Genomic DNA, 11,644 nt, shown 5'->3' with positions numbered 1-11,644 from the left:
TCGCGCTCGGCCCCGGAGCTCCCCGCCCCGGAGCCGAGCACGACGGTCGTGTCAGCAGCCGGGCCCGGCTTTTGCGGTGACACCGCCCGCGGTGGAGCCGGTGCCCGCCGCCGAGACGCAGAAGCCGTCCAGGGTCAGGGGCCCGGCGACCGTGACGGTCGAGTTGCCGGACGAGTTGTACACGGTGGTCGGCACCGCGCCTGCGGCCGTGATCGTCGGCGTCGTCTTCGCCAGATCCGCCGCCACCGCCGAGGCGGCGCTGCCCGCGATCGACTTCAGCGAATTGTCCTTGGCCTGCTGCTGGATCCCCGCGAAGATCGGGATTGCGATCGCCACCAGGATTCCGAGGATCACCACGACGATGATCAACTCGATGAGTGAGAAGCCGGCCTCTTCGCCGTCTTCCCGTGCCTTCTTCTTCGCCTCGAGGGCGCGCTGAATAGCGAGCATTGCTTGTCCCCATTCCAGAGAGTCGTTTCGGGTTAAAACGCACTCTGTGAACCGGCGCGTCCCCTGCGCCAAACGAACAAGCTCCGGTTGGTTCCGGTCCCCAGATTCGGAGTCGAGCTGTCCCATAGCTCTCGTCCTGGACAAAGGATGGACCCAACGGGGCACCGACGCAAGACCTATGTCGAAACCGCTATTTCGGCATACCGAGACGCAACGGGGCTCCGGAGTCCCACGAGGCACAACCGATCTCCATGGTGTGCGCCCGCCGGACTACCGCTAGGGTGCTCCCCATGGACTTCTGGGGAGTTCTCCGCACGGCCGAAGCTGGGTATCTGTACGCCGGGGCCGTGCTCGGCGCGCTGGTCACGCTCGCCGTCTTCGTCATTGTCAACGCGATCGTTCGCGACTCCCCCGCGCGTCGGATCCGTCGCGCCGAGCGCGCGAAACGTCGCCTCGATCGTGCCGTGCGATCAGCAGCTCGGCACGGAATCGTTCCGCGTCCGGCACAGTCCGCGCCGCGTCCGTTCTCGAAGAGGGTCGGCACCATCGGTCCTCTGGATCGCACGGGGTTCGTGGATTCCGGCGCACCGCAACCGGGTCCGCGCGATTGGGCACCGGGCGGGCACTGAGCAACCACCTTGCCGCGGCTGAAGCCACTGCCGAACTCCGCGCGCGCGTGCAGCGAGCGGTCCGAGCACTCGACCCGACGCGGGCGTTCCCGCAAGGCGGTAGCTAGTCGTTCCGTCCTTCACAGGGAGCGATCCCGACGAGTTCTCCACAGATTCAGTAATCCTGTCTGATCTGGGGTTCAAATGTCGGTGCCCCTGAGTTCAATAGGGGTATGGCATCCACGACGGGAGAGCTCCTGGAGCAGGTCGAGCACCTGCTCCAGGAGGTCGCTGCGTCCGAGGAGATGGGCGCTCAGTTCGACCGCGTGACGGACGGCGAGACGATCGAGACGCTGAAGGCGTTCGGCCGGGTGCAGCGCCTGCTGGATGGCCAGATCACCACGATGACCGTGCACGCCCGGCAGCGAGACGTGGGTGCCGCGTCGACGACGATCAGCACGGCGGCGGGGTGCACGGATGTGACCGAACTGCTGCGCCGGGCGCTGCGGGTCGACGTGGCCACGGCTCGCCGATTTGTGCGCGCTGCGGAAGGGGTGGGCAGGGAGTTCCTGTTCTCCTCAGGCGCGCACGGACCAGCCCGCTACGAGCAGCTCGGGCAGGCGCTGCGTGACGGCGAGCTCTCCGTCACCGGCCTGCTCGCCGCGATGGGTCCCGTGGAGGCGGCTCGTGCCCGAATCGGTGACGACGCCCGCGAGGCGGTCGACACGCTCCTCGCGACCACCGCTCGGGGCCTGGATCTGCCCGACGAGCACGGTAACCCGGGGCCTGTGCCGTCGACGGACGAGCTCGCCGACTACGCGAAGGCATTAATGCTTGCGCTCGACCCCGATGGCGCCGAACCGGCGGATCGGAAGGCCGAACGCAACCGCGGGGTCACGATCGGACGCCTCAACGCGAATGGCGTCCATCCGGTGCACGGCGGGTTGCTGCCCGAAGTCGCCGGGGCGCTGCAACGACTCTTCGACGCGTTCAACAATCCCGCTGCGACGGACGCACCCGATCTCGATGGGCGGCTCGACCAGGATCCAGAGCGGGGATCCAGCGGGGCGCATCCCCGCGTTGGTCCCGACCGGTCCGACACCGAGACGTCGCGCGCAGGCGGCGGTCAGGATGAGACAGCCGGGAACGTCCGTTTCGCCGCAGACGACGAAGATGCAGCCGAGTCCGTGTTCCCCGGCGGTCAGGCCGCCCCGGTCGACACCCGCACGCGGTCGCAACGCAATCACGACAATCTCGCCGCGATCCTGCACGCCGCCGCCGGATCCGGTTCCGTCCCCGACCTGGGCGGGGCCGCACCGACCCTCGTTGTGTCGGTCACCGCCGAGGCGTATGCGACCGGGGTGGGCCGGGCACTCATCGAAGGCACCGGCGACGACGTTCCCCTCAGCGCGGCACGGCATACCGCGTGCGCCGGCGGGATTCAACGGGTCCTGTTCGACGAGCACGGGCAGATCGTGTCCATCGGCACGACCGCGAGGATCTTCACCGCCCTGCAACGCCGTGCCATCCAGCTGCGGGACCGGGAATGCCTCATCCCTGGTTGCCACGTCCCCGCGACCTGGTGCGAGATCCACCACGTCCAGGAATGGGCCGAGGGCGGCGCGACGCACACCAGCAACGGGGTCGCCCTGTGCTGGCACCACCACCGCACCCTCGAGGTCTCCGGATGGCAGATCCGCATGCGCCATGGAGCGCCGGAGCTTCGCGGACCGCGCTGGTGGGACCCCACGCGCACCTGGCATCGTCCCCGCACCCGCAGCGGAGGCCCGCAGCACATCCATCGGATCCTCGCCGACGCACACGCCGGAGCGCCGCCGGGCTGACGCCGGAGCACTCCCGGCTGAGGCCGCCGTCGGCGCCAGATCCGACACATGTATCACCACGCCCATCCCTGCCTCCTCACCGTCACACCACCGATCGATGGAGGCTGTCATGCCGGATCTCAGCGATGTCGTCCAGACCCTCGAGCGCCTGCGCGATGTCATCGATATGCGCTCGCCCCTGCTCACACAGCGCCCCACGGGCGTCGAGGTGACCCAGGCGGTGCAGTACTACCACGCGTCGGAGCATCTGACGGATCCGGGCGATCGCAAGAAGGACAACGCGGCGCTTCTGATCGCCTACAAACCCGCGCTGGTACGCGTGTACGTCGCGCCCTCGGCCCTCGTGAGGACGGGGGATCCGACCGGCGGATCGCTGCTGCTCGAGCGCCGGCAGGGATTGTTCGGACCGTGGCGTTCGATCGTGACGATCGCGCCCTGGCTGCTGTCCACCGTCACGCCCATGGACGACGGCTACGACGACGAGCGCAGCCGCTTCGACCGGACGCTGAACTTCCGGATCCCGGCGGAGCAGTTCTTCGGCGACATGCGACTGACGGCGACGCTGGACGACGGGCAGCAGTACAGCACCACGGTGTCGGCACGTCTCGTGCAGACGCTGCGCGTCCGCGCGATCCTCGTCAGCTACCAGGGCCCCAGTACGGCCAACCCGGCACCCGGCACCATCGCGCCCACCATCTCCCTCGCCGCCCCGACGCTCGCCGACGTGCAGACCACCGCGGCGCTGGCGTTCCGGATGATGCCCGTGCAGCAGACCGGATCCTTCATGACCGCCGGCACCCTCGCCTGGACGCAGCCCCTCGATGACGTGCGCAGCTCCCCCGGCGCCTGCTCGACGAACTGGGGCGCCCTGCTCACGGCGCTGGGCAACATCCGCACGAACGACGGCAACCGCGCCGATGTCGTCTACTACGGGATCCTGCCGTCGGGGATCCCGCTCAACGTTCCCGGCTGCGGCAACGACGGACTCGGAGCCGGCGCCGCGGGTGACACCGCCACGTTCGTGCACGAGATCGGACACGGCTACGGCTTCCCCCACGCCCCTGCAGGCAACGCGGGAACCACGGATCCCGACTACCCCGTCTACGAGCCGAACATGTCCGGATCCATCGGCGAGTACGGCACCGACATCCAGACCGGCGCCGTCTTCAACCCGGCGACCTCCACCGACTACATGAGCTACGGCGCCAACCGCTGGATGTCGCTCTACCACCACGCGAAGCTCATCGAGCATGACCGCCTCGCTCCCAGTTGGATGTCGGAACCGAACCCGTTCGACCGCACCGCCGTGGAGTTCGATCCGAAGCACCTCTGGTGGCCCAACCCGCCGTGGAGCCGCGACGAGATCGAGAAGTACGCCACCCACCGGATGATCGTGATGAGCGGCGTCATCGACGAGGCCGGCGTCGTGACCGTCGACTCGGTGGCCCGCGTCGAGGCGAACTCCGCCCTGATCGGTCCGCCGATCAGCTGGTCCGCCCAGCTCGTCGGCGCAACCGGAGAGATCGCTGCGCGCGTGGTCATGGCGCGGGAGCTGCAGTACGGCGAAGACTGCGGCTGCGCTCCCTCGCATGGCGACGACGACCCCGACCGGCTTCCGCTCCGTTTCCGCGCGATGATGCCCGACACCGAGCTCGGCTCGGCGCTGCGCATCGTCGACGGGCGTGGCGAGGAGGTGTGGGTCAGGAAGGCTCCTGCGGATCCGGCGCGGTTCACCCGGGTCACGGCCGAGGTCGTCGAAGGGCGCGCCGTGCGACCGCGCTGGGACATCGCGGGTGAACCCGCGACGGACGTGTGGGCGCAGGTCAGCACAGACGGCGGGCAGACCTGGCGCGGACTGGCGGTGGGGCTCGGAGGCGGGTTCGGTGAGGGACTCGCGGATCTGGACCTCACCGGCCTGCCTGCCGGAGAGGCGCATGTGCGCCTGCTCGCGCACGATGGGTTCAGCACGGCCGTCTCCTACACAGCGTCGATCGACGTGCCCGAGCTCGCACCCTACCCGGCGATCCTCTTCCCGCCCGACGGCAGCGATGTGCCGGCCGGCGTGGAGATGGAGGTGCACGGTAGCGCCGTGAACCAGTCCGGGGATCCGATCGATGACGAGCTGCTGAGCTGGGAGGTCGACGGGGAAGCATTCGGGCGCGGTCGCATCGGCACCCTGCGGCTCGAACCGGGCGAACACGTGCTGACGCTGCGCTGCGAGACCCGCCTCGTGGCGGATGCCTCGGTGCGGATCACCGCGCTGCCATTGCCTCGCCGGACGCGGTGACGACGGGCCCGCGCTGAACGGCCCGGTCTCTGGGAACGCATCGGGGACCGGGCGGATCCACGCCCGGGCCTTGAGCGGACCTCAGGCTCCGGGCTCGCCCACCGGCAGCAGCACCTTCAGGCAGAAGCCGGCGTCGGTGTGCTCGGCGAACACGTCGCCGCCGTGCGCCCGGGCAAGACCCCGCGCGATCGCGAGGCCGAGACCGGCCCCCGACGCCACCGCGTCCGGCGCGGTGCCGCTGGTGCGGGACGGATCCGAGCGCCATCCCACCTCGAACATGCGGTCCAAGTCCTCCACGGCCACGCCGCTGCCGTGGTCGAGGACGGCCAGCACCAGCCGGTGCGGCGAAGGCGATTCGGCGAAGACGAGGATCTCGGATCCCTCGGGCGCATGCCGCACCGCGTTGGTGAGCAGGTTCACGATCACGCGCGTGAGCTGGTGCGGATCCGCCCACAGCACGTGGCCGTCGATGCCTTGCTGCACGATCCGCACGTGGTGCTCCCCCGCGGCGGCGCGCACGTCGGCGACCGCGTCCGAGACCACGTCGAGCAGTTCGACCTGCTCGGTGCGCAGCCGCAGCGAGCCCGAGGTGATCCGCGACAGCTCGAACAGGTCGTCGACCATCCGGCCCATCGTCTCGACCTGTGCGCGGACCTGACCGGGGAACGCCTCCGGATCCGCGAGCCCCTCCTCCGCGGACTCGGCGAGCGCGCGGATCGCGGTGAGCGGGGTGCGCAGGTCGTGCGAGATCCACGCGAGGAAGCGCCGGCGGTCGGAGTCCAGCCGTTCCAGCTCGGCCCGCGCGTCGCTGAGCTTCGCCGACACCTCGGCGAGCTCGACGGACAAGTCGTCGAACTCGCGCCAGCCGCTGGATCCGCGGTCGACGACATCGCCCTCGCCCACCCGACGCACGGCCGCCGACAGCCCCCGCACCGAGCTCCGCGCCGCGCGCGCCGTGATCCACGCCGTCGCGAGCGCGCACAGCAGCGCGGCGCCGAGAACCCACACCAGCACCGTGAAGTCATGCGCCGACAGGTACATCTCGGCCGAGATCGCGAGCACGCCCGTCGCCAGCGCGAGCACCGATGCCACCCCGACGACCACGAGGCGCAGCGTCAGCCCCGCCCGCCGCGCGCGGCGCAGCACCAGCACCGCCGCGCACGTCACGACCGCCGCGCAGACGAGTGCGGTGAGCAGGATCAGCAACACATCCGCGACGCCGAGGGGCATCATGAGCCGGATCCGCTCCGCTGCTGAACACGCACAGCCCGCCCGGGCACGCGCCGGGTCCGCCCCGCAACCGAGCGCAAGCGCGCCATCATGAGCCGGCTCCGTCCGCCGAGAACCGGTAGCCGGCGCCCCATTCCGTGAGCAGGTGCAGGGGGTGGCGCGGATCGTGCTCGATCTTCTCCCGCAGCCGGCGCACGTGCACAGTCACCGTGCTGGCCTCGCCGAACGACCAGCCCCAGACCTCGCGCAGGATGTCGTCGCGCGAGAGCACCTCCCCGTCGTGCTGCACGAGGTGCGCGAGCAGCTCGTACTCTCGGGCGGCGAGCGGCACCTCCTCGCCGCGCACGTGCACCCGGCGCCGGGCCGGATCCAGTCGGAAGTCGCCGCGCACGATCTCCCGCGTCGGCGCGGACGCCGCCAGGGACCGGCGCAGCAGCGCGCCCACCCGCAGCAGCAGCTCGCGCAGCGCGAAGGGCTTCACGAGGTAGTCGTCGGCGCCGGTCTCGAGGCCCTCGATGCGCTGCTCCACCTCGCCCAGCGCGGTGAGCATGATGATCGGCACCGCAGAGCGCGCCCTCGCATCGCGCGCCAGCTCGTCTCCGCTGATGCCCGGAAGCATGCGGTCGACGATGAGCACGTCAGGCGGATCCGCCTGCACCGCGCGCTGCGCGCTGACGCCGTCGCCGAACCCGTCGACCCGGTAGCCGTTCGCCGCGAGATAGCGCTCGACCGCGGCCCGCACGGTGGGATCGTCTTCGACGAGCACCACCCGGGGCAGAACGGATCCGGGCATCTCCATGCTCAGAGGCTAGCCCCGGCGACCGAGGCGGATCCGAGTTCCTTACGGCCCTGAAAGAACTCCCCCGCGGCGATTCCGGCCGTTCTAGCGTCGCCACTGTCCTCGAAACCATGTGGCGGATCCCGCCACGGAACGGAGCAATCATGCGCAAGACCGCACTCGTCCCCGCCTCGCTCGGCGTCGCCGTCCTCGCCCTGGGCCTGTCCCTCGCGGGCTGCAGCTCGACCCCCGCGGCCTCACCGACCTCCGGCGACACCATGTCGTCGTCCACCCCGATGCCATCCTCCTCTCCGATGGCGTCGGCCATGGACGACATGCACAAGACCGGCACCTTCATGGGCCTGAACGGCAAGAAGGTGCAGGGCACCGTCACGATCTCCGGATCCGAGCTGACGCTCACCGGCTTCTCCTCCGACGAGGGTCCCGACCTGCACGTCTACCTGACCAACGGCACCGACGAGGCCGCCGTCTCGGCCGGCAAGCAGATCGACCCCGTCGCCTTCGACAAGGACTCGCAGACGTTCATGCTGAACGGCGTCGACGCGTCGATGTACACCGACGTCGTGATCCACTGCGACAAGGCCAAGGCGGTCTTCGGGGCCGCTGCGCTGTCATGACCGCGACGGCGGTGCGGACCGGCTCGGGGGCGCCGGCCCGCACCGCGTCCTGGCTGCTCGCCGGCACTCTTCTCGGCGCGGCGGCTCGGATCGTCGCAGGCGTGCTGTGGCTGAACGAGGGGATCCTGAAGTACCGCGCCGGGTTCGGATCCGCCGACATCCTGCTCGTGGCGCAGGGCACCGCGGGCAACACCCGGGTGCCGTTCTTCTTCCGTCCGCTGGGGGCGCTCATGCAGTCGGCGCCGTGGCTGTTCGGGATTGCGATCCCCGTACTCGAGGTGGGGCTGGGCGTGCTGCTCATCCTCGGCCTCGGGCGGGTGCTCACGACGCTGGTGGCGCTCGGATCCGTCGCCACGCTGATGCTCTACTGGTCGTCGGACCAGCTCATCGCGCAGTATCCGGCGATGGTGCTGCTGTCTGCCGTCGTGCTGGCGCTGCCGTGGTCGGGGCGCGTCGGCGTCGCGTGGTGGTGGGAGCGGCGGCGCGGGCGGGACTCGTCTACGCCGGCTTCGTCCAGGCGGGGAGCCGCATTCCGCTGAGGGGAAGGTGGGGCTGGGAACCGCGTTCGGCTGGGTCCGGGCGGTGAGGCTGGAACCGCACACGGTCGAGTCGGAGCGGTGAGGCGTTCGCTGGTCGCCAGATGCCCTTTCGCGAGGGACGAAAGGGCATCTGGCGTCAGGTGAGCGCCTCGTTCCAGTGGGGTCCGGAATCAGCGTTCCGAGTGCGGTGACACGGATCCGGATCCGGTCCGTCAGGCTTTCCGGAACCAGCGCTTCTTCCGCTCGGCGGCGGGGGCGGGCTCGACCCTGGCTGCCTCCCGGCGGTCGCGCCGCTCGTGCCAGGCCTCGATCTCAGCCGCCACGTCGCGGGGCTTCGTCACGACGGGTGGCCCGCCGAGCAGCTGACGCCTGGCCTCGATCACGCGGCGATTGAAGTCCTCCACCACGGCGCGCACGTCGTTCTCGCGCCGCAGGTCGTCGAGCTGCGAGTCGAGTTCGCGGTCCTCGACGCGCAGCATCAGCGCCGGCGGGCCGAGGCCGGTGAGGTTCTCCCGCTCGATCTTGCGCCGGATCCACCAGTCCGGATCGTGATGGTCGCCGAGCCCGGGGATGGGCTTGCCCGCTCCCGGGAGGTCGTCGAACTGGCCCTGACGGATGGCCACCTGGATCGCGGTCTCGACGATCGCCGGCATCGTCTCGGCGTTCAGGACCGCGGGCGGCGCGGTGGGCGGCGTGGTGGCCGCGCTGGACTCCGGAGGCGTGCGGCCTAGCAGGCGCTCGGCATGCGAGCGGCGCCGGTGCGCTTCATCCGTCATGACGCTCCTCCGGTTCTGGTCGGACCTCGGGTCCTTCCAGACTACGGGACGCGGGTGACGCGGCGTCGGGTTCCTCGCGCCCCCTCCTTTTGCGCCCGTTCCTTCCATCCCTCGTTCCTTCATACTTCGTTCCCCCTTCTGCTCGTTTGCCCGCCTGCTCCGCGCGTCAGTCCTTCCGCTCAGTGGTCGCGAATTGCGGCTATTCGGGTCGGACAACCGCAATCTGCGACCACCGAATACGTCCGGTTCGTCCTCCACAGGTGCGGATCCTGACGAGTTCTCCACAAGTTTGGTTCTGTGGCCTGATCTGGGGTTCGAATGTCGGTGGCCCGGAGTTGAATGAGGGTATGACATCCCCGTTGCGCGAGGCTCTGGAGCAGGTTCAGCACCTGCTCCAGCAGGTGAGCGTGCGGAGTGAGCTCGACGCCCAGTTCGAGGGGACTGAGGATGCGGCGACGATCCGGGTCCTGCGCGAGTGCGGGCAGGTGCAGCGCCTGCTGGACGCGGCGATCACCAGCGCGGTGGCCCGTGCGCGCCACCGCGACACGGGGTTGCCCTCGGAGAAGATCACCACCTTGGCTGGCTGCCGGGATGTCACGGAGCTGATCCGGCGGGCGCTGCGGGTCGACGCCGGCACCGCGCGCGGGTATGTGCGAGCAGCCGACGCCGTGGGCAAGGACTTCCTGCTCTCCTCGGGCGAGCGCACCGCAGCCCGCTACGAACATCTCGGGCAGGCGCTCAGGGACGGTGAGCTCTCGGTCACGGGCCTGCTCGCGGCGGTCGGTCCGGTGGAACGTGCCGGTACCCGGATCAGCACGAGCGGGAAGCGGTGGACGCCCTGCTCGCGAACACCGCGCGCGGGTTGGACCTGGCCGATGAGCACGGCCGGCCAGGGCCGGCACCGTCGACGGACGAGCTCGCCGATTACGCACGGGCGTTGATGCTCGCCCTGGACTCGGACGGTGCCGAACCCGACGACGCCAAAGCGGACCGGTCCCGCAGTTTCTGGATCGGGAACCTCCGTGACGGCACGCACCCGTTCGGCGGGCGCGCCCTGCCCGAGGTCGCCGGGCTGCTGCAACGGCTGATGGACGCCTTCAACAACCCCGCCGCACCCAGCTCCCCGAACCTCGACTCCGGGACAGTCACCTTCGAGACCGACGACACGGACCCGGCGGGTCCTGATCCTGCGGTTGATTCGGATCCTGGTCTCTTCGACGGTCTCCCCGCTCCCGAGGACCCGCGCACCCCGGCACAGCGCAACCACGACAACTTTGCCGCGATCCTGCACGCCGCAGCCGCCTCCGGGGCCACCCCCGACCTGGGCGGGGCGGCACCGACCCTGGTCGTGTCCGTCACCGCGCAGGATTACGCCGCCGGGCGCGGGCGGGCGTTCATCGAAGGCACCGGCACCGACGTGCCGTTGTCCATCGCCCGGCACACCGCCTGCACCGGCGGGATCCAACGGGTCCTGTTCGACGAACACGGACAGATCGTGTCCATCGGGACAACCGCCCGTATCTTCACCGCGATCCAGCGCCGCGCCATCCAGCTCCGGGACCGGGAATGCCTCATCCCTGGCTGTCACGTCCCCGCCACCTGGTGCGAGATCCACCACGTCCAAGAACACGCCCACGGCGGCCCGACCCACACCAGCAACGGCGTCGCCCTGTGCTGGCACCACCACCGCACCCTCGACACCTCCGGATGGCAGATCCGCATGAACGCGGGCGTCCCCGAAATCCGCGGACCAGCCTGGTGGGACCCGCACGGCACCTGGCACCGACCGCGCATCCGCGGCGGCGACCCGCAGCACGTCCGCCGCGTCCTCACCGACGCCCTCGGCCCACCCGGATGACGATACGACGCCGCCCATGACGGCGGGCTATTCCTCCAGCGGTCGATCAGCCTCCGCCGAATGACGGGCCGCCCGGTGCGCCCTCCCCGATCGAAGGGTCCGCCACACAACCGCGATCAAGGCGGCAAGGAGAACAGCCACGCCTATGACTGACAGCATGATCGCGGCAAAGCCGGCAAGTGAAACGAGAGTCGGCGTGAGATTTCCGCTCACTATCGAAGCGAGTAGCACACCTAGTGCCAGTAGCCCCATCCCGAGCAGCATCGCCCGATCGAGATCCGAAAAGATCTCGGTACTCGACTCGCCGTATTTCTTGGCGATGAGTTCTCGACGTTTGGCGAGCGCCTGGCGGCCCGGACTGGGTGGCATGTCTTTGAGGATCTCCGATAGCGCACGTAGTTCTTTGGCTTGGCGTGGTTCACCTCGCGAGGAAATGAATGAAAGAAGTCCAGAGATCACAACAAAGGTGCCCGTCACTGCCGCAGCCGCGATTACGATCCAATTGCTTCCCATAGTCGCTGAGCCTAGACAGCACGCCATCCTGACGATTGCCGTTTCGTGGCGATGTCGGCCGGCCCGCCGCAGACCCGTGTCCCCGCCCGCCCCTAGGCTCGTACAGTGCCCTCCCCGACGCCG

Annotated in this window: 11 protein-coding genes; 6 read left to right on the top strand and 5 right to left on the bottom strand. The window is 69.7% G+C overall.

Annotated features, from left to right (window positions below; translation table 11 throughout):
* Window positions 1-51 precede the first annotated feature (51 nt).
* Window positions 52-576 (bottom strand): type II secretion system protein, encoded by a 525-nt coding sequence (locus AC1DMN_RS03655; protein ID WP_477230221.1) that lies wholly within the window; start codon window positions 574-576, stop codon window positions 52-54.
* A gap of 715 nt (window positions 577-1,291) precedes the next feature.
* Between AC1DMN_RS03655 and AC1DMN_RS03650 the strand changes: the two genes are divergently transcribed.
* Both AC1DMN_RS03650 and AC1DMN_RS03645 read left to right on the top strand, forming a co-directional pair.
* A complete protein-coding gene (locus AC1DMN_RS03650) occupies window positions 1,292-2,902 on the top strand; it encodes an HNH endonuclease signature motif containing protein (RefSeq protein WP_477230220.1) in 1,611 nt (536 codons plus the stop codon).
* 109 nt (window positions 2,903-3,011) lie between these two features.
* Complete coding sequence (locus tag AC1DMN_RS03645) at window positions 3,012-5,189, top strand: M66 family metalloprotease (protein WP_477230219.1); 2,178 nt, start codon at window positions 3,012-3,014, stop codon at window positions 5,187-5,189.
* Window positions 5,190-5,270: 81 nt separating this feature from the next.
* Here AC1DMN_RS03645 and AC1DMN_RS03640 read toward each other — a convergent pair whose 3' ends face one another.
* Together AC1DMN_RS03640 and AC1DMN_RS03635 are read right to left on the bottom strand one after the other, a co-directional pair.
* On the bottom strand, window positions 5,271-6,422 hold the full coding sequence (locus tag AC1DMN_RS03640) for a sensor histidine kinase (protein ID WP_477230218.1): 1,152 nt from the start codon (window positions 6,420-6,422) through the stop codon (window positions 5,271-5,273).
* Window positions 6,423-6,507: 85 nt separating this feature from the next.
* Window positions 6,508-7,218: a response regulator transcription factor gene (locus tag AC1DMN_RS03635; RefSeq protein ID WP_477230217.1), complete on the bottom strand. Its 711-nt coding sequence runs from the start codon at window positions 7,216-7,218 to the stop codon at window positions 6,508-6,510.
* Window positions 7,219-7,361: 143 nt separating this feature from the next.
* Between AC1DMN_RS03635 and AC1DMN_RS03630 the strand changes: the two genes are divergently transcribed.
* Window positions 7,362-7,835, top strand: coding sequence for a DM13 domain-containing protein (locus tag AC1DMN_RS03630; RefSeq protein WP_477230216.1), 474 nt, complete (start codon window positions 7,362-7,364; stop codon window positions 7,833-7,835).
* Window positions 7,832-8,374, top strand: coding sequence for a hypothetical protein (locus tag AC1DMN_RS03625; RefSeq protein WP_477230215.1), 543 nt, complete (start codon window positions 7,832-7,834; stop codon window positions 8,372-8,374). Before AC1DMN_RS03630 ends, AC1DMN_RS03625 begins: the two co-directional genes overlap by 4 nt.
* 212 nt (window positions 8,375-8,586) lie before the next feature.
* Here AC1DMN_RS03625 and AC1DMN_RS03620 read toward each other — a convergent pair whose 3' ends face one another.
* Window positions 8,587-9,150 carry a DnaJ family domain-containing protein gene (locus AC1DMN_RS03620; RefSeq protein ID WP_477230214.1) on the bottom strand — a complete coding sequence of 188 codons (564 nt, stop codon included), beginning with the start codon at window positions 9,148-9,150 and terminating at the stop codon, window positions 8,587-8,589.
* 347 nt (window positions 9,151-9,497) lie between these two features.
* On the opposite strand from AC1DMN_RS03620, the gene AC1DMN_RS03615 reads away from it, so the two are divergent.
* Both AC1DMN_RS03615 and AC1DMN_RS03610 read left to right on the top strand, forming a co-directional pair.
* Complete coding sequence (locus tag AC1DMN_RS03615) at window positions 9,498-10,091, top strand: hypothetical protein (RefSeq protein ID WP_477230213.1); 594 nt, start codon at window positions 9,498-9,500, stop codon at window positions 10,089-10,091.
* The gene (locus AC1DMN_RS03610) at window positions 9,980-11,008 is read left to right on the top strand and encodes an HNH endonuclease signature motif containing protein (RefSeq protein WP_477230212.1); all 1,029 of its coding nucleotides are present in this window, start codon (window positions 9,980-9,982) and stop codon (window positions 11,006-11,008) included. Before AC1DMN_RS03615 ends, AC1DMN_RS03610 begins: the two co-directional genes overlap by 112 nt.
* Window positions 11,009-11,035: 27 nt before the next feature.
* On the opposite strand, the gene AC1DMN_RS03605 is transcribed toward AC1DMN_RS03610, so the two are convergent.
* The gene (locus AC1DMN_RS03605; RefSeq protein ID WP_441977986.1) at window positions 11,036-11,521 is read right to left on the bottom strand and encodes a hypothetical protein; all 486 of its coding nucleotides are present in this window, start codon (window positions 11,519-11,521) and stop codon (window positions 11,036-11,038) included.
* Window positions 11,522-11,644: the final 123 nt, after the last annotated feature.

Source organism: Microbacterium sp. 01T413_2 (genome assembly GCF_056398985.1).
The sequence above is the reverse complement of the archived record's forward strand: the minus strand, read 5'-3'. Positions and strand labels throughout refer to the sequence as shown.

Excerpts from the sequence above, each read along its gene's own strand:
- AC1DMN_RS03625 (WP_477230215.1), top strand. The coding sequence starts at position 7,832 with ATGACCGCGACGGCGGTGCGGACCGGCTCGGGGGCGCCGGCCCGCACC.
- AC1DMN_RS03640 (WP_477230218.1), bottom strand. The coding sequence starts at position 6,422 with ATGATGCCCCTCGGCGTCGCGGATGTGTTGCTGATCCTGCTCACCGCA.
- AC1DMN_RS03630 (WP_477230216.1), top strand. The coding sequence starts at position 7,362 with ATGCGCAAGACCGCACTCGTCCCCGCCTCGCTCGGCGTCGCCGTCCTC.
- AC1DMN_RS03645 (WP_477230219.1), top strand. The coding sequence starts at position 3,012 with ATGCCGGATCTCAGCGATGTCGTCCAGACCCTCGAGCGCCTGCGCGAT.
- AC1DMN_RS03655 (WP_477230221.1), bottom strand. The coding sequence starts at position 576 with ATGGGACAGCTCGACTCCGAATCTGGGGACCGGAACCAACCGGAGCTT.
- AC1DMN_RS03620 (WP_477230214.1), bottom strand. The coding sequence starts at position 9,150 with ATGACGGATGAAGCGCACCGGCGCCGCTCGCATGCCGAGCGCCTGCTA.
- AC1DMN_RS03605 (WP_441977986.1), bottom strand. The coding sequence starts at position 11,521 with ATGGGAAGCAATTGGATCGTAATCGCGGCTGCGGCAGTGACGGGCACC.
- AC1DMN_RS03650 (WP_477230220.1), top strand. The coding sequence starts at position 1,292 with ATGGCATCCACGACGGGAGAGCTCCTGGAGCAGGTCGAGCACCTGCTC.
- AC1DMN_RS03635 (WP_477230217.1), bottom strand. The coding sequence starts at position 7,218 with ATGGAGATGCCCGGATCCGTTCTGCCCCGGGTGGTGCTCGTCGAAGAC.
- AC1DMN_RS03615 (WP_477230213.1), top strand. The coding sequence starts at position 9,498 with ATGACATCCCCGTTGCGCGAGGCTCTGGAGCAGGTTCAGCACCTGCTC.